Below are 16,953 nucleotides of genomic sequence, written 5' to 3' on the forward strand. Positions count from 1 at the left end.
TGCTCTAAATGGACAGACTTCTATCACATGACGTTGATTAAAATCTTCGCCCATGAACTTCAATCCGTTGAATTCATCTTCTTTGGGAAAATGATAATGGGGTAATCCAAATCGTGCTTGCTCCCACTTTTCGATATTAGGCGCTTTATCACACAGTTCGCCAATGACGGCATGGCGATAACCATAACCGTTTGATTGAAAATTAGTTTTAACGGTTGAGTTAGCCTCCCCTCGAAGCGTTCTTAGAGGGCTGTTTACGTAACATCGAGACGATTTCAATGCCAGTGAGTCGTGTCTGTGCCTGACGAAAAGATTTAAAGCCGAGCATCGGGCGTATCCGTCGTTTAATATTACGATGATCTTGTTGGTTCTGTCGCTTCGCTCCGTTTTGATTAGTACCACATTGGGGTTTTAGGGGTTTTAGGGGTTTTAGGGGTTTTAGGGGTTTTAGGGGTTTTAGGGGTTTTAGGGGTTTTAGGGGTTTTAGGGGTTTTAGGGGTTTTATTGTCGAATAAACAGCGTCATTAATGCTATACTTCTCCCCATAACCTAAATTAAAGGAAGAACCATATGGCGTATAAATACGACCCTATATCAAAAACGCTCATTGATGCGGACGCAAAATTTAGTTTCGAAGAAGCACCTAATTATGATGAACTTTACTATAAAACTAGCTTACTAAAAATTAAATCCATTCTTAATGATGAAAAAGATGATGATAATGTCGCAGCAGTTATCACCATTGAAGAAGCTGATTATCTTTTAAAGAATCTATCGACTCCAACCCCTTTCAAAGATCCGAAAGAAACACTATTTGGCATTGGAGATATAATATCTTCATTTTCAGGAAATATTTATGAAGCCTACAGAATAGACAGAATTGTTAACGAGTTTGGGAATCTCAATATCAGAGCAACTCAATATACAGGACCAAACGGTAATGTTTATATTCGCCTATCAGGCCATGCTGGAATAAGAGCATACTTAAATGGAACTCGTTATTTAGTCAACAACCCTCGTATTTTATACATGGGAGTAGGCACTCAAGGCATGAATAATATTTCTGTAGGCGCAGCTCGCTTTGCGATAGTTTTCTCAGCGGCTTATAGAACTGTTGAATTAATATTCAAGAATGAATATACCTTGGTTGATTTTTTTGTGAATATAACCATGGACATGGCAAAGCTAGCTATCAGCACTCAAATAACGACAGCCATAACTGGAGGTTTAACTACTGCTGCTTTAACGACTGGAACAAGTGTCATACTTGTAGCTTTAGGGGTGTTTGCTGTAGGTGTATCCGTAGGGGTACTATTGTACTGGTTAGATGATGAATTCCAAATTAGTGCAACTATCATTAAAGGCTTAAAAACTCACAGAGCAAGAAAACCAGAAACACCTTACCATCCAGACCAATTTTTTACTCTGTGGGGGAGATTTAGTCGTGGTTAAATTAGAGCCCACAAAGTTAATCTTATCATCTATAGCGCTTTTACTTTTAGCAATCTTCGGGATCTATCTATCAACAACATATTATATTGATTACTTTCAAATGAAGCCTAGAATTCTATTCTCATTTCAAACAGGGTTCCTGTGTTTTTCAGCTCCTTTGATACTATATTTTTCATATTATAGTTTTATATTGGGATATAAAAAAGAACTACAAAAAATGAATAATAGGATAGCTGGATTTTTCGCTGTTATCTTTATAATAGGCATGGTGTTTAGCTTTTTCTTTTCGACCTATGTCAGTATTGATTTAACCTCAAAAGGCTACTACACATGCTACAAATCATCTATTTTCTCACCAAATGAATACGTTATATCAAAAGATATGTGTAAGTAGTACATATCTTTTGATGCTAAAAACTACTTAACCATCTCACTATTAATACTGTAGCTTGATGTATTTGCCATTAAATGACTTCTAGATATAGATTCATATTTCATCTGAATCCGCTGAAAAGGCATTGATTCATTATCTTTTATTGAATCAGGAAATATGTCAGAGATTTCAATCAATGAAACCCCTGTTAGCTTGACTTCATAATATTTTTCAAGTTGTCCGCTTTGACTCGTTCGATAAAAAATAAAACTAGCCTCTAGAACTTCATTATTATCAAGCGCAACAGACAGCAAGGGAGAAGATTTATCAATAGGTTTAGTGAACACAATGGGTTTATATGAGGCATTCTGTTCACGAAAAGAACCATAGTGAACCCCAATAACTTGAATTTCATCTTCATGACCAATTTGGTAACGATTACCAATTGAATCCTGAGATGAACATCCCGCCGAAATCAAACCTTGATTTTTACCTTTCAACATTAAATATATCGGATATGCCATAACACTCCCTTTTAATGATAATTGAGATGCATAACAACCACATCAATTTAAGTTAAGAGTATTATCTTATCCCAGTTTTTGGTGTAGCACCAATTTAGTAATGTCACTTTTTAGCAATTTAGAAATGTCACTTTTTGCGGCATAAAGGATAAAACCTTTTGCCACGATAAGTACATTCAAAATGTTGGTAACTATGTCGGATAAAGAATTAAGTCGGATCAATGTTATTCAAGCTATTAGTGAAAAACGATTACGGCAGCGTGACGCTGTATCTCAACTCAATTTGACCGAGCGGCAGGTATGTAAGTACACCCGTTTCAGTTCCACACACTTTTTGAGATTTCGTTATTTTCAGCTAATAACCAGTATTCTTCCGGTGTCAGATCATTCAGGGATTCATGTGGTCGCTCTCGGTTATATTCCCTCAGCCAGCGTTCCGTGATTTCCCGTACTTCATTCAGTGTCCGAAACAGATAAAATCCAGTATTTCAGTCCGGTATGTCCGGTTAAAACGCTCGATAAAGGCATTCTGAGTCGGTTTACCCGGTTTAATAAATTTCAGTATCACACCATGCTCTTCCGCCCAGTGCGCCAGTGTCAATGATATAAGCTCCGGACCATTATCCATCCGCATTTTTACCGGATATCCGCGTGTTGCAACTATTCTGTCCAATACCCGGACAACGCGTTGTGCCGGGATATCCAGAGCAATTTCTATCGCCAGGGCTTCACGATTAAAATCATCCACGGTATTGAACGTCCGGAAACGCCTGCCGCAGATCAGCGCATCATGCATAAAATCAACCGACCAGCTCTGATTCAGTGCCTCCGGCGTTGCCAGTGGTGCTGGATTACGCACAGGCAGATGTTGTTTGCCTTTACGGCGAAAGCTCAGCTTCAACGGACAATAGATCCGGTGAACCCGCATATGATCCCACTCATTGCCCTGCCTGCGCAAAACCTGAAATAGCTTTTTAAACCCGAATAAGTCTTCTTGTTCCTTATCCTTAAGAGAAAGTGGCTATACAATCATTTTTCTTTCTATAAAAAACATTTTTGCCATCAATGCCTCATTATTGGATGTTTAACATTTCTTTTGCCAGCGCATTCCAAGCTTTTGCCCTGCGGCTTTGATGACTATTTTTCAATGTTGCTAAAGCGACTTCATAAGAGAGTACAGGCTCTATTACAGGAATAATTGACAAACCATCTGCACGTGTTTTATTCCACATACTATCTGGTAATAATGTTACACCAACCCCTGCCCTTACCATCGCTGTTACAAGATCTAAATGGCTACTGCGCCCAGCAATAACCGGTTTTTTTCCATAGATCCCACAAGCGCTCATGACTAACTCATTTATGCGAAAGTCCTCAGAGAAGAAAATAAACGGCTCATCAATAAGCTCTGCAAACTTCACCGAGTTACGCATAGCTAGCGGATGCTGTTCACTCACTAACAGCATCAATCGATCTGACGAAAAAACGTGTAAGTCAAACAATTCATTGTCGAAAGGCAGCATCACTGCCGCGGTCTCCACCTCGCCGTTTAACATCGCCTCCATCATCTTATGCGTGCCTAGCTCCAAAATTTTTAATTCCACCTGTGGGTAACGTCGACTAAATGCCATGATGATATCCGCAAAATAAGTTGACGCGATGACAGGTGGTAATCCTACATTCAAAATACCGGACAGAGGCCCTTCTTTCTCTTTTAACGCCTTATTCATGCTATTAAATTGTTTGAGTATTTGTTTTGCATGACTCAATAAAATTTCGCCTTCATCCGTCAGTCTCACTCCATCGTTTTCTCTCACTAATAATGTATAACCAAGCTCTTGCTCTAACTTTTGAATGCTACGGCTAATCGCAGGTTGGGTCACAAATAAACGTTCTGCTGCTCGGCTAAACCCATTTAGCTGTACCACTTCAACAAAATAACGCAATGAACGTATATCCATGTCTGCTCCTATGAGTTTTTGTTATAGATGGAATAATTATAAATAATTTCCACTAAAGAAAGATCTACGTTAGAACTAATAAAAAGCAGAATTATCGGCTAACGTGATCATTAGGAGATAATATAATGAATAAAACCGTCATCGAACATGTTTTAGCACGCTTAAATGAGATCGGCATCAATGATATTTTTGGCGTCGCAGGTGATTACGCATTCCCCATAGAAGATGCGGTCTGTGAAAGTAACAATATGCGTTGGATTGGTAATTGTAATGAACTCAATGCCTCATATGCAGCTGATGGATATGCTCGTATTAAAGGTGCCGCTGCACTTTCAACCACATTTGGTGTAGGAGAATTAAGCGCACTCAACGGCATTGCAGGCTCCTATGCAGAACATCTTCCTATCTTTCATTTAGTTGGTATGCCTGCCAGTGGTGTACAAAAAAACCATAAACTCGTTCACCATACGCTCGGCAATGGTGATTTCGATGTTTTTTATCAAATGAGTCAACACCTAAGCTGCGCTCACGCAATTTTAACCCCTGAAAACTGTATTGCCGAAACCGAACGCTTAATTATAACGGCCCTACGTGAACGCCGTCCTGTTTATATTGGTTTACCCGCAGATTATGCGGTCATGCCAGTCGTTACAGATAAAAATACTGATACCCCTATTATTCATAAAAGTAATAATGAGTCACTATCAGCCGCCGTTACGGCTATTTTAGAAAAGCTAAATTCAAGCCAAAAAGCCTGCATAATTCCTGGTATTTTAAGTGCGCGATTAGGCTATGCTAATGAAGTGCAAGCAATTATTGATAAGACTGGGTTACCTTACGCCACCATGTTTATGGATAAAAGCATTGTCAGTGAATCCAATCCAACTTATATGGGGATCTATAACGGCAAATTAATGAATACACAAGTAGGTGAATTTGTCGAAAGTTGTGATTGCGTGCTGGGAATTGGAGCTGTCCTTACCGATTTTAACTCTGGTAGCTTTACCGCTACTATTCTCCCTGAGCATCGAATTAATATCCTTGCCGACCATGTGAAAGTGGGCTCTGCTATCTATCCTCAAGTCTATATGCAAGATGTACTGGTTAAGCTCAAAGAGCTTGCTCCTTCATTGCATCACCAAGGGATAAAAGCTCAAGGTCTCGGTACGCCAGTTCAGGGGGAAAATGGGCAAATTACTGCAAACTATCTTTATCCGCGACTTGAGCAGATGTTCAAAAAAGACGATATTATTATCGCGGAAACAGGTACAGCATCGATGGGATTAGGTTTTGCTCTGCTTCCACAAAATGCACAATTCCATAACCAAACACTCTGGGGCTCTATTGGTTGGGCAACACCTGCGGCTTTTGGTGCTGCAATAGCTGAACCTAATCGCCGTATTATCTTAATTACTGGTGAAGGTTCTCATCAGTTAACCGCCCAAGAGATTAGCCAATTCGCTCGCTTTGGCTTAAAACCCATTATTTTTGTCCTTAATAATGATGGTTATCTTATTGAACGCTTACTCTGTAAAGATCCTGAAGCCTACTATAATGACTTACCGCAATGGCACTATGCCCAATTACCTGCTGCACTTGGTTGCCAAGATTGGTATTGCCAAAAGGTCACCCGTTGCGATGAGTTAGATGCCGCAATTAATATGGCTGAATCGCAAAATCGTGCGGCATATATTGAGGTTGTGATGGATAGATATGCATCTTCTGAGCTGGCAGAAAAACTCGGTCAATCCATTGAATCTCTGTATTCATTTTAAGTAATGATTACCTACCATTAGCCATGTCATACAAACCACACGGCTAATGGTTGCCTATATTGCTAGTTTTATTTTAACAATCTTACTTTAACGGATTTACCTTTAATTTTTCCTTGCTGCAATTGTTTCCAAGCATGGCGTGCAGCAGACTGTTTGATTGCGACATATGCATGCATTGGATGAATAGTAATTTTACCAATATCATCCCCTGCCAAGCCAATATCTCCTGTTAACGCCCCAAGAATATCGCCAGGTCGCATCTTCGCTTTTTTACCACCATCAATACACAGTGTTACCATTGAAGCATCAAGTGGTGTGATAGTTAAGCCGGTTGGTACTGACTTCCAGTTAAGCTTTATATTTAACATTTCTTCTAACACATTAGCGCGTTGAGCTTCTTCAGGAGCACAAAGGCTAATCGCTAACCCACTTTCACCTGCACGCGCTGTACGACCAATGCGATGAACATGCACCTCTGGATCCCATGACAATTCATAGTTAATTACCATTTCCAATGATTTGATATCCAACCCACGAGCCGCCACATCGGTTGCAACTAATACACGACTACTGCCATTAGCAAAACGAACAAGCGTTTGATCTCGCTCACGTTGTTCCATATCACCATGCAATACTAAAACACTTTGATGGCACTCATTTAGTGCATCATACACCGCTTGGCAATCTTTTTTTGTGTTACAAAATACCACACAAGATGCGGGTTGCTGTTGGCTTAACAGTTTTTGTAATAAATCTATTTTTTCATGACGAGCGACTTCATAAAACCGTTGTTCAATAGCAGGTAATTCATCAACTGAATTGATTTCAATCGTTATTGCATTACGTTGGATACGCTGGCTCATTGCTGTAATTGTTTCTGGCCACGTAGCTGAAAATAATAGTGTTTGACGGCTAATGGGCGCATAGCTGATCACTTCATCAATATCATCAGCAAATCCCATATCCAGCATGCGATCTGCTTCATCTAATACCAATGTTTGTAATGTATCCAGTTTTACGGTTTCTTTGTTCAAGTGGTCAAGAAGTCGCCCCGGCGTGGCAACAATGATATGAGCCGCGTGGATTAAGGAATCTCGTTGCACACTAAATGGCACACCACCACAAAGTGTTAAGATCTTAATATTTGCCATATAACGTGCTAAGCGGCGCAGTTCGCTCGCGACTTGATCTGCTAATTCTCGAGTCGGGCACAATACCAGTGATTGTGTACTGAACTGTTTCGCATCGATGTGTTGTAACAGACCCAGTCCAAAAGCAGCGGTTTTACCACTTCCCGTTTTTGCCTGAGCACGGACGTCTTTGCCTGCAAGGATCGCTGGTAACGCAGCCTCTTGAATTGGCGTCATTGTTACGTAACCTAGCTCAGTAAGGTTAGCAAGTTGTTCTTCAGGTAGCGTGTTAAGTTCAGCAAATGAGGTCACAATGAAAATTCCGAATAAAATGTAAAAAAGCTAATGGCTGGTCATGATACTATCCCTTCTCTGACGTGTCGTGAGGAATTTACATCAATCACTGCCAGCCAAGTTCGCAACATGGACATAATCTATCCATCAAGAAGAAGGTCGCACTGGTTTCATTCGTAGTTCTATTTTGCGACTAAGCGCCTATCTTAAGTTTTACGGAGAGTAAGCCGAATCGTCGACTATCATTTTTATGTTTGCTGTTAAATGATACGCTATGATTTTAGTCATTGTTAACACTAAAATGACCTAGTATAAATTTCAGGAAATATTCATTGAAGCATATTATGAGTAATATTGTGGCTATCTACCTTTATCGCTATAGATCGAAGTAGTCATTTCGATATTAAAATAATGGTGCTTTATGTTTGAGATTATTAATGGTACATGGCGATATTTTTATATCATACAATTGATTTGATTTGTTCTCTTTGACGTAATCAAAAAGCACCTATTGGTAAGCAAGCTTTCAATTGAAAAATCCACAATAATGACTAAGCATGATAAATACAGCAATTCCCCTAAGGTTTGAGGCTCCCCAAATACTCAATACGGTATCTGAATCTTGTTCATGAGAAACAAGTCTCTCATTTGCTAGCATTAATAGTGATAAAAATTATTACCCTCTATTTATAAAATAATGATAAAACACACCTTCCCATTAATCTTCAACTAAAAGAAGGATCACCAAAATTAATACCAAATAATTATAATTTTTTAAAAAAACTATATAGTGACGTTAGCAAAGTCATTCGCCATGGTTTTGACACCATCTGCCATCATTCCCATATTTAAAAGCATAATATCTCGAAATCGCACGCTACCTCGCTCTATAAACATCAAGCTAAGAAACGATACAGCCATATTTTATCAGATAAAACAACAAGTAGAACACTCAACTAAATTAGTTATTTTTCAAAAAATTACAAGACTATCCGCAAATATCGCTGACAGTGAAAATAAATCCTTCAAGTAAAAATACTTGGCTATAAGTATTTTGATCTAAATACTCAAAAAAAACAATAATTTGAATATTTATCTCAATTAGAAACAATATAACAACACAAAAATCCGTTATCGATCACATTATCAATACAATATATCAAATAGTATTATTGCCATTAGATAGTGTGTGGTTTTATAGCATAAACCACTAATCTATTTAATAGCACCACAACATCACTTTATTTAAAACTAAGGGTATTAAAATGACTACAACATTCTCCGAAATAAACGATATTGCAATTGGAGCAGTAAAGACAAACAATAGTAATGTGAGTTCTTGGCAGGTTTCAAAAAAGAAAGGAATGATGAGAGGTATTTCTGCGACTGTCTCAGGCCAAGGCGCTGTTGTTCGATTACAAGGTGACATGGATTTTAGTATTATTAGCCTTGAATCGTCGGCTAAGTATCAACAGCTGCTTAATGAATATAAATTTGGCGCAGGTCTTACTGCTTTCTTTGCGTGGGTTTCAGCTAACTTTAGTGTCGAAACTCATAGACAAGAAATACACGCAACCTTAGATGAGCTATCAACTACTCAACAAATTAACGGAAAGGTTCATATTGATATGAATGTAACTGGCATATATCCTAATGTGGAAGTTACTGCAATGGCCTATGTTAATATTCTTAAGGTAACCAATAGTGAAGGAAATGAATTTAGCCTTGCTAGCGCAGCAACCCCTAATATTGACACAGGTGCAGCTGATCATGATGGTAATTCACTGCCAACATCAGATAATAATTCGGTAATTTATTTATAGTAATAAAAATCAATTTTACTTATTTGATTTAATCGTAAATATGATTTTATCTATAATTTAATTTATCTCATTTTCTCTTTGTATTACTCAATGAGCAGTATTCTTCTGCTCATTGAGTCTTATGACTTAATTTTAATAATTTGCGCCAACACTTTTTTAATATAATTAAAATCATTACATAAATATAAATCCTATTACTTAGGACTGATAGATTAATTAAAAATGTTCGTATCATTTTTATTTAAACATTAGAATTGGAGAATTTATCCATGATTAAAATCTCTCGAGGCATCAGAAACAATAACCCCGGTAACATTGAATACAATGAAGCCAATCATTGGAAGGGGCAACTACCACACGATAAATCTATTGAAAAACGATTTTGTCGATTTGAATCTTCAGAATATGGTATCAGAGCACTATTCGCGTTACTGCGTACCTATCAACGTAGATACTCATTGCAAACCGTATCTCAATTAATTAGTCGATGGGCACCTAGCAATGAAAATCAAACAAGCGATTATATTAATGATATTGCTAAAGCGCTAAATGTATCCCCCAATACATTTATTAATCTTGAAAACAAATCAATTTTAATAAAACTCGCTAAATCGATTATTAAGCATGAAAATGGAACACAACCTTATGATGATGAAACATTTGAAAGAGCGTGGAACTTGCTATGATGGTATCGGCACTGTTGGTTAACTGATCAATAAGCTGACGAAATAAGACTATATGGCATATTTAAAGCCACTTTCTCATCAGTATGTTTTATGAAAATTTCACCATTCTGTATAATTTAGGAGGCCATAGACAAAAACAATACATATATTGACTGAGCAAACTGTATGTGAGAGTTATTTGCCCTCATAATGCATTTTAATACTTTTATTTATCTTTGATAAATATTAACTACTCTTTTCCTAAAAAGAGGGGATGGTAATAGAGAAAAAACAATAGCCAACATTTTAGTATCTACTAGTGATAATTTATGTTTTTAGTTGGGCTATTTTCAATATTTTTCATTAGCTTTTGATAAACACATAATAAAAAGTATACGCATCTAGATAACCGAATTAGTTTAATAAAATAACAACAGAGAGTTCATTCTTTATAGGTTATACATCATTTAAATATGGTTGTTAATTTTTACATGAGGATACTTCTATGAGAACAACATTTATTGCTATATCAATGCTTTTCCTTTCAATGTCAGCATTAGCTGATAATAACGTACTTCGCCATGGTTATATCGATAATCCACCAAGCCGCGCTTTTCTTTGTTCATCCATGGGTGGCAATTTAAATAAAATGTGTGGTGCCGTTCAATATGAGCCTCAATCGGTTGAAGGCCCTAAAGGTTTCCCAGAAAGGGGGCCAAAGGATGGTCAAATCGCAAGTGGAGGTAATGCCAATTTTTCTCAGTTAAATGAACAGTCGAACAGTCGTTGGCATAAAGTGAATGTATCTAGTGGTAAAAATGTATTTTCTTGGACATTAACTGCATCACACAGAACGACATCATGGCAATTTTTTATCACTAAACAAAATTGGGATCCAAATAAACCATTAACACGTAATGATTTTGATTTAAAACCGTTTTGTGAACAACAAGATAGAGGAAATGTACCCAAAAATAACGTAAGAATAGAGTGTAATATTCCAAAACGTACAGGATACCAAATTATTCTTGGTGTCTGGACGATTGCGGATACAGCCAACGCTTTTTATCAAGTAATCGATGCTAATATGAAATAGTTTGGCTAAAAATAGCTTACCCTAATTGATGAAATAACCTATTAATAAAAAATAAGTACTTTTTATATTTTAACCTATCATACATTTAATAGTTAATGACTTAGTTCATTGAATATTAAGTGTATTTTTTTGCCTTGTGATTTAGCCAGTAATTTAACCCTCTTGCATCTTCCTTAATAAAGTTTGAGCAAGCCAACTTACCCGTATCTATTTGATTGGCATTATTTTCCTATAGTTTAACGATTTTTGATATTCAATGCTAAATTTAAAATCCATTATTACCCATAAAATGACCAAATATTACAATGAAATCATTATAATTTCCCTCAAGCTAACTTGCTAAACTCAACAACAATAATCAAATGATATCTATGAGGCATACAGATGGAGCTACAATCAATTATTCTGTTTAGTGCGACGGTGATCCCTCTTATTTGTACACCGGGTCCTGATATTCTTTTTATCTCTTCGCAAGGGCTATCGGGAGGCGTATCTGCTGTATGGAAAGCTAATATTGGCATTATCTCGGGCTATATTATGCATGCTATCCTAGCCGCTTTAGGTCTCGCTGCGATAGTGGCTGCGTCACCACGCTTATTTAATACTATTAAATGGGTCGGTGTCGCTTATGTCGCATATTTAGCCATAAAAATGATCTTATCTGCCATGAAACCAAGCCAGATAACGCTAAAATCAGCGTCATCTAAAGGTGTCATTCTGAAAGGTTTTCTAACTAGCTTTCTTAACCCCAAAGGACTCTTAGTCTACTTTGCCATTTTACCTAATTTTATTCACTCTTCGGACAGTGTTGCTATTCAGTCTATTATTTTATCAACGTCCTTTATTGCCTCATGTATCGTGATTTATGGCATGATTGGTATGGTATTTGCCACCGTACATAAAAAAGGAAATTACAGCGATAAGCGTCGCCGTCTAACGGAAGGCGTTGCTGGAGGCATGTTGTCACTCGCGGCGATTGGCTTAGCCAATAGCTAACAGGCTGTAATATCAACCCAAATTAATTTGCTACCTGCCACACGAGGCGTAATATGCCCTTCCCCAATGTCAGGTAGCCACCAGCCCCCTTGATTAACGGCCATAATTTTACAGTTCGCCCCAGAGACATCCCATTCTCCAGCTAAGACATACACTATCCCTGCCTGCCCTATTGGCAAACGTTGTTCTTGTGCAATCACATGGCTTTTAACTCGCCAACGCTCAGGGTTAACCGATACGTTAAGTAAACGGACTGGGGAGCCTCTTAATTCAAGTTCAATCAATTGTTCCCCCTCGGAATGAAAAGCGTCACCAATTTTTGCCATGGAATGCTTAGTCTTTTGTTGATCTCGAATAGACAGTTGACCATTATCCAAAGAAATACAAAATTGTTCACTTTCAGCGTGCTGTTTTAAAACACTCGATTGATTGATTTGTGTAATGCTTACTCGAAGCGAAAAGTCAGATGCGACAGGCCAACAAAAAACTTCAGCGCTGTTCCCACACTTATCTTGCCATTCTTCAATGGGTAACTCTGCCGCATCAAAACATTTAATTTTCATACATTCCCCCGAGCAATCAATTATCCGTTATGATAATTAAGAGTGGCAAACTTAGTGACTTAGGGCAATGTTTCGACACTTAAAATGTGACTAACCACGTTTCTCGGTAATCAATGAATAACATAAACGCCCTAATGTTTTCATCGCCTGTTCTAACTGTTCATTCCAAGTAAATGAAGTATTAAGTCTAAACGCATGGTTAAACTGATCACTGGTTGAAAACATACTGCCAGGCGCAATGCTTATCCCTTCCTTAAGGGCTAATTGGTAGAGACGTACCGCATTAAAAGGTGGTTCGAATTCTAACCATAAAAAATAGCCCCCTTTTGGCGTATTCACTTTAACGGAAGGCGGCATATATTGTGCGATTGCGCCTAACATTTGGTGTTGCCGCTGCTCCATTGTCTGACGTAGTTTCCGCAAGTGGTTGTCATATCCCCCCTGAGTAAGGTACTCCGCGATCGCCAGCTGTGTTGGAACGCTGGCAGAAACAGTACTCATCATCTGTAAATGCTGAATTTTTGTCGCGTGTTGTCCTGCTGCCACCCAACCGACCCGATACCCCGGTGCTAAACATTTCGAAAATGACGAACAATGGAAAAAGTTACCCTTAGTATCTAAAGCTTTGGCAGGGATCGGCTGTTGATTACCAAAGTACAATTCGCCATACACATCATCTTCAATCAAAACAATTTGATTTTTATTCAAGATCTCCACCAGCCGTTTTTTATTTGCTGGCGGCATCGTGCCCCCAAGTGGGTTCTGGTAATGCGTCATTAACCAACAGGCTTTTATGGGGTATTTTGCGGCAATATCTTCCAATGCGTCCAAATCAATCCCAAATAACGGATCTGTTTTAATGGCGATCGCTTTTAATTTTAGGCGTTCAATAGCCTGTAATGAACCATAAAAGGCAGGTGATTCGATAACCACCCAATCTCCCGGTTGGGTTACCGATTGTAGGCTTAATACTAGTGATTCCATCGCACCAGCCGTGATCACAATTTCATCGGGGGCAACATGGATCCCTTGGCTGGCATAGCGCTGAGCGATATTACGGCGTAATTGCTCGTTACCCGGCGGTAAATTCGCTGTCGTATTAAACCTCGCTAAACGCCGAGCCACTGACGCGAGAGTTTTCCCTAATTTCGGTTCATCAAGCAGTGCCGGTTCAGGGAATGCTGAGCCAAATGGAATAATGTCAGGATCTTTACAAGCTTGCAAAACACCAAAAATAGAGGCGTTGATCTCAACATTTTCATTAAGATGCAGGCCTTTTCCTCCCTTTGCTGCCGCAAAATTCGTATTTCGACGAGCAACATAGTACCCTGATTGTGGCCTTGCAGCGATCCAACCTTGGCTTTCGAGCAATTGGTAAGCCTGTACAACTGTCATTAAACTCAAACCTGATTGTTTTACACTTTCCCTAAGTGACGGTAATCTATCGCCAACTTGCCAGATATTATCTTCAATCTGTTGGCGTATTTGTGCAGCCAGTTGTTCGTATCGCGTCATATCCGCCTCAACTGTTATAGTTAATAACTCAAAAATTGTTACTATTATAGTTTATCGTCTCATGTTCTACTTATCCATACATTCACCTGACTTTTTTTTAACTATAAGCACAAAACTTTTTCGTTAGGTTTGTGGTTTTTTTCACAAGCCTGTCGTTTCAATGATTATTTTTGCTACGGAACAGCACCAACATTGCTAACGGAAAAAACGAAACTGTGATGTGCGCATTATCAATTCCAATCAGGGGTCAATATGTTTGGACTAACTGCGCTGGAACTGGCTCGTATACAATTTGCGTTTACAGTCTCGTTCCATATTATTTTCCCAGCGATCACCATCGGGCTGGCGAGTTTCCTCGCGGTACTCGAAGGCTTGTGGCTGAAAACTCGGGATAGTGATTATATAAAATTGTTCCATTTTTGGTCGAAAGTCTTTGCGGTCAATTTCGGTATGGGGGTTGTTTCTGGCTTGGTGATGGCTTACCAGTTCGGAACTAACTGGAGCTTTTTTTCCGACTTTGCCGGTGGTATCACAGGGCCATTGCTAACTTATGAAGTCCTCACTGCTTTTTTCCTAGAGGCGGGCTTCCTTGGTGTCATGCTATTCGGTATGAACCGTGTTGGTGAAAAATTGCACTTCTTTGCAACCTGCATGGTTGCTCTCGGTACTATCATCTCAACGTTTTGGATCCTTGCATCAAACAGCTTTATGCAAACACCGCAAGGGTTTGAAATTATCGATAACCGCATCGTTCCCGTTGATTGGTTAGCCGTTATTTTCAATCCTTCATTCCCTTATCGGTTATTGCATATGACCACAGCGGCATTCCTTGCAGCCGCATTTTTCATTGGTGCTTCAGCAGCTTGGCACTTGCTCAAAGGCAATAAATCTTCTGCCATGAAGAAAATATTTTCCATGTCATTATGGCTGATTTTAATTTTAGCGCCTCTGCAAGCCCTTATTGGCGATGCTCATGGGTTAAATACCCTAAAACATCAACCCGTTAAAGTCGCGGCTATGGAAGGTCATTGGGAGAATAAACCAGGTGAAGCCACCCCATTGATCCTTTTCGGTATTCCTAATATGGAAAAAGAGAAAACCGAATACGCACTCGAAATTCCCTATCTTGCGAGCATCATTTTGACCCATAGTCTTGATAAGCAAGTTCCTGCGTTGAAAGATTATCCACCCGAAGATAGACCAAATGTCTTCATGGTGTTCTGGTCATTCCGTGTCATGGTAGGGCTAGGTTTGTTAATGATTGCGGCTGGTGTTTGGGGATTATGGCTGCGTTATCGCAAAAACCTTTATGAATCGAAAGTTTTCTTGCGTTTTATGTTCGTCATGGCGCCATCAGGGCTAATCGCTATCTTAGCTGGTTGGTTTACCACTGAAATAGGTCGTCAGCCTTGGGTCGTCTATGGGTTACAAAGAACTGCGGACGCTGTCAGTGCGCATGGTGAAATGCATATGAGTATTAGTCTACTGGCTTTCTTTGCTGTTTACGGCAGTGTGTTCGGTATCGGCTATATGTACATGATGAAATTAATTCGTAAAGGGATCCAGGAGGATACAGCTCATGGGCATTGATTTACCACTCATTTGGTTTGTCATCATTGTCTTTAGTATTTTGATGTATATCGTGATGGATGGCTTCGATTTAGGAATCGGTATCTTGTACCCAGCCCTTAAAGATAGCCAAGATCGCGACTTGATGATGAACAGTGTCGCCCCGGTTTGGGATGGCAACGAAACTTGGCTAGTATTAGGCGGTGCGGGGCTATTTGGCGCTTTCCCGCTCGCTTATGCCATTGTGCTTGATGCCTTATCGATTCCTCTAACTTTTATGTTGTTAGCCTTGATTTTCCGAGGCGTGGCATTTGAGTTCCGCTTTAGAGCGGATGAGTCGCATCGTAAACATTGGGATCACGCCTTTATTTGGGGTTCGATTTTCGCCACTTTTGTTCAAGGCGTCGTTGTTGGTGCCTTTATTCAAGGCTTCCATGTTGAAAACCGTGTGTATATGGGCGGCTATTTCGATTGGTTCTCACCGTTCCCACTATTTTGTGGTTTTGGTTTAGTGGTTGCTTATGCACTACTGGCCTGCGGTTGGCTGATCATGAAAACTGAAGGTCATTTGCGCCAAACCATGTACCGTTTATTGCGACCATTAACACTCGTGATGTTGGCTGTGATTGTTATCATCAGTGCATGGACACCTGTTCTCAATGAGGCTATTTATAGCCGTTGGTTTAGCTTACCAAATCTCTTTTTCTTCCTGCCAGTTCCATTATTAGTCGTGTGGTGTGTTTGGGTCATGCTAAAAAGCGCCAAACGACAAAAATGGGATAGCATTCCTTTCTTAGCTGCGTTGCTATTAATTTTCCTTGGTTTTACGGGGTTAGGGATCAGTATTTGGCCAAATCTCATTCCACCCGCCATCAGTTTCCGTGATGCGGCTGGGCCAATGGAAAGTTTAGGTTTTATGCTTGTTGGCGCTCTATTTATTATCCCTATTATTTTGGTTTATACCTATTGGAGTTACTATGTCTTCAGAGGAAAAATTACCCCAGACCAAGGTTACCACTGATCAGGCTATTTCATCACCTTGGTGGAAAAAGATAGGTTGGATGGCGATTATTTGGTTAGGAAGTGTACTGGCGCTATTTGCATTCTCTTCCGTATTTAAGTTGTTAATGACTGCCGCGGGGATGAAAGTCAAGTAATCCCCCTCACACAAATGCCACACTCGTTTCTGACGAATGTGGCATTTTTTTGGATATAAA

At 39.2% G+C, this 16,953-nt stretch carries 15 protein-coding genes and 3 pseudogenes; 10 read left to right on the forward strand and 8 right to left on the reverse strand.

What is annotated here, in order from left to right:
- Both PR675_RS02170 and PR675_RS02175 read right to left on the reverse strand, forming a co-directional pair.
- A pseudogene (locus tag PR675_RS02170) lies at positions 1 to 279 on the reverse strand (lipase family protein); the annotation flags it as partial.
- Positions 221 to 367 (reverse strand): annotated as a pseudogene (locus PR675_RS02175) (DDE-type integrase/transposase/recombinase); the annotation flags it as partial. The pseudogenes PR675_RS02170 and PR675_RS02175, both read right to left, overlap by 59 nt.
- A 203-nt stretch (positions 368 to 570) precedes the next feature.
- Here PR675_RS02175 and PR675_RS02180 point away from each other — a divergent pair.
- Entirely contained in the window at positions 571 to 1,452 is an 882-nt protein-coding gene (locus PR675_RS02180) for a hypothetical protein (protein WP_014658263.1), read from the forward strand.
- Between the two features lie 100 nt (positions 1,453 to 1,552).
- Entirely contained in the window at positions 1,553 to 1,846 is a 294-nt protein-coding gene (locus PR675_RS02185) for a DUF1240 domain-containing protein (RefSeq protein ID WP_071599664.1), read from the forward strand.
- Positions 1,847 to 1,869: 23 nt separating this feature from the next.
- Here PR675_RS02185 and PR675_RS02190 read toward each other — a convergent pair whose 3' ends face one another.
- From PR675_RS02190 to PR675_RS02200, 3 genes and pseudogenes are all read right to left on the reverse strand, one after another.
- Positions 1,870 to 2,349 (reverse strand): Hcp family type VI secretion system effector, encoded by a 480-nt coding sequence (locus PR675_RS02190; protein ID WP_014658261.1) that lies wholly within the window; start codon positions 2,347 to 2,349, stop codon positions 1,870 to 1,872.
- 317 nt (positions 2,350 to 2,666) lie between these two features.
- Positions 2,667 to 3,334, reverse strand: a pseudogene (locus PR675_RS02195) (IS3 family transposase); the annotation flags it as partial.
- Positions 3,335 to 3,422: 88 nt separating this feature from the next.
- Positions 3,423 to 4,310, reverse strand: a complete 888-nt coding sequence (locus PR675_RS02200) for a LysR family transcriptional regulator (protein ID WP_004919341.1) — start codon at positions 4,308 to 4,310, stop codon at positions 3,423 to 3,425.
- A gap of 125 nt (positions 4,311 to 4,435) precedes the next feature.
- Between PR675_RS02200 and PR675_RS02205 the strand changes: the two genes are divergently transcribed.
- Entirely contained in the window at positions 4,436 to 6,085 is a 1,650-nt protein-coding gene (locus PR675_RS02205) for an alpha-keto acid decarboxylase family protein (protein ID WP_060561292.1), read from the forward strand.
- Positions 6,086 to 6,153: 68 nt separating this feature from the next.
- Here the strand turns inward: PR675_RS02205 and dbpA are convergent, their stop codons facing one another.
- Positions 6,154 to 7,527, reverse strand: coding sequence for an ATP-dependent RNA helicase DbpA (dbpA, locus tag PR675_RS02210; RefSeq protein WP_040133080.1), 1,374 nt, complete (start codon positions 7,525 to 7,527; stop codon positions 6,154 to 6,156).
- Between the two features lie 1,247 nt (positions 7,528 to 8,774).
- Between dbpA and PR675_RS02215 the strand changes: the two genes are divergently transcribed.
- The 4 genes from PR675_RS02215 to PR675_RS02230 all read left to right on the forward strand — a co-directional run bounded on the left by PR675_RS02215 (position 8,775) and on the right by PR675_RS02230 (position 12,089).
- A complete protein-coding gene (locus PR675_RS02215) occupies positions 8,775 to 9,332 on the forward strand; it encodes a hypothetical protein (protein WP_004919334.1) in 558 nt (185 codons plus the stop codon).
- Between the two features lie 269 nt (positions 9,333 to 9,601).
- The gene (locus PR675_RS02220) at positions 9,602 to 10,018 is read left to right on the forward strand and encodes a structural protein (RefSeq protein WP_060561293.1); all 417 of its coding nucleotides are present in this window, start codon (positions 9,602 to 9,604) and stop codon (positions 10,016 to 10,018) included.
- Positions 10,019 to 10,529: 511 nt separating this feature from the next.
- A complete protein-coding gene (locus PR675_RS02225; protein WP_050979655.1) occupies positions 10,530 to 11,093 on the forward strand; it encodes a lytic polysaccharide monooxygenase in 564 nt (187 codons plus the stop codon).
- 384 nt (positions 11,094 to 11,477) lie between these two features.
- Positions 11,478 to 12,089, forward strand: coding sequence for a LysE family translocator (locus PR675_RS02230; protein WP_004919327.1), 612 nt, complete (start codon positions 11,478 to 11,480; stop codon positions 12,087 to 12,089).
- Here the strand turns inward: PR675_RS02230 and PR675_RS02235 are convergent.
- On the reverse strand, positions 12,086 to 12,652 hold the full coding sequence (locus PR675_RS02235) for a HutD/Ves family protein (protein WP_004919326.1): 567 nt from the start codon (positions 12,650 to 12,652) through the stop codon (positions 12,086 to 12,088). The two genes, PR675_RS02230 and PR675_RS02235, sit on opposite strands and share 4 nt — an antisense overlap.
- Positions 12,653 to 12,742: 90 nt before the next feature.
- Positions 12,743 to 14,167 carry an aminotransferase-like domain-containing protein gene (locus PR675_RS02240; protein ID WP_004919324.1) on the reverse strand — a complete coding sequence of 475 codons (1,425 nt, stop codon included), beginning with the start codon at positions 14,165 to 14,167 and terminating at the stop codon, positions 12,743 to 12,745.
- Between the two features lie 252 nt (positions 14,168 to 14,419).
- On the opposite strand from PR675_RS02240, the gene PR675_RS02245 reads away from it, so the two are divergent.
- Genes PR675_RS02245 through PR675_RS02255 form a run of 3 tightly spaced genes read left to right on the forward strand, consistent with a single transcriptional unit; the run spans position 14,420 to position 16,893 of the window.
- Positions 14,420 to 15,757, forward strand: a complete 1,338-nt coding sequence (locus PR675_RS02245; protein WP_060561294.1) for a cytochrome ubiquinol oxidase subunit I — start codon at positions 14,420 to 14,422, stop codon at positions 15,755 to 15,757.
- On the forward strand, positions 15,747 to 16,757 hold the full coding sequence (cydB, locus tag PR675_RS02250) for a cytochrome d ubiquinol oxidase subunit II (protein ID WP_004919319.1): 1,011 nt from the start codon (positions 15,747 to 15,749) through the stop codon (positions 16,755 to 16,757). Before PR675_RS02245 ends, cydB begins: the two co-directional genes overlap by 11 nt.
- Positions 16,714 to 16,893 carry a DUF2474 domain-containing protein gene (locus PR675_RS02255; RefSeq protein ID WP_072197222.1) on the forward strand — a complete coding sequence of 60 codons (180 nt, stop codon included), beginning with the start codon at positions 16,714 to 16,716 and terminating at the stop codon, positions 16,891 to 16,893. Before cydB ends, PR675_RS02255 begins: the two co-directional genes overlap by 44 nt.
- The last annotated feature ends 60 nt before the right edge of the window (positions 16,894 to 16,953 follow it).

Origin of the sequence: Providencia sp. PROV261, assembly GCF_028477945.1 — a bacterium.
Lineage (GTDB): Bacteria > Pseudomonadota > Gammaproteobacteria > Enterobacterales > Enterobacteriaceae > Providencia > Providencia stuartii.

Excerpts from the sequence above, each read along its gene's own strand:
- PR675_RS02180 (WP_014658263.1), top strand. The coding sequence starts at position 571 with ATGGCGTATAAATACGACCCTATATCAAAAACGCTCATTGATGCGGAC.
- PR675_RS02185 (WP_071599664.1), top strand. The coding sequence starts at position 1,553 with ATGAAGCCTAGAATTCTATTCTCATTTCAAACAGGGTTCCTGTGTTTT.
- PR675_RS02190 (WP_014658261.1), bottom strand. The coding sequence starts at position 2,349 with ATGGCATATCCGATATATTTAATGTTGAAAGGTAAAAATCAAGGTTTG.
- PR675_RS02200 (WP_004919341.1), bottom strand. The coding sequence starts at position 4,310 with ATGGATATACGTTCATTGCGTTATTTTGTTGAAGTGGTACAGCTAAAT.
- PR675_RS02205 (WP_060561292.1), top strand. The coding sequence starts at position 4,436 with ATGAATAAAACCGTCATCGAACATGTTTTAGCACGCTTAAATGAGATC.
- PR675_RS02215 (WP_004919334.1), top strand. The coding sequence starts at position 8,775 with ATGACTACAACATTCTCCGAAATAAACGATATTGCAATTGGAGCAGTA.
- PR675_RS02220 (WP_060561293.1), top strand. The coding sequence starts at position 9,602 with ATGATTAAAATCTCTCGAGGCATCAGAAACAATAACCCCGGTAACATT.
- PR675_RS02225 (WP_050979655.1), top strand. The coding sequence starts at position 10,530 with ATGCTTTTCCTTTCAATGTCAGCATTAGCTGATAATAACGTACTTCGC.
- PR675_RS02230 (WP_004919327.1), top strand. The coding sequence starts at position 11,478 with ATGGAGCTACAATCAATTATTCTGTTTAGTGCGACGGTGATCCCTCTT.
- PR675_RS02235 (WP_004919326.1), bottom strand. The coding sequence starts at position 12,652 with ATGAAAATTAAATGTTTTGATGCGGCAGAGTTACCCATTGAAGAATGG.
- PR675_RS02240 (WP_004919324.1), bottom strand. The coding sequence starts at position 14,167 with ATGACGCGATACGAACAACTGGCTGCACAAATACGCCAACAGATTGAA.
- PR675_RS02245 (WP_060561294.1), top strand. The coding sequence starts at position 14,420 with ATGTTTGGACTAACTGCGCTGGAACTGGCTCGTATACAATTTGCGTTT.
- cydB (WP_004919319.1), top strand. The coding sequence starts at position 15,747 with ATGGGCATTGATTTACCACTCATTTGGTTTGTCATCATTGTCTTTAGT.
- PR675_RS02255 (WP_072197222.1), top strand. The coding sequence starts at position 16,714 with ATGTCTTCAGAGGAAAAATTACCCCAGACCAAGGTTACCACTGATCAG.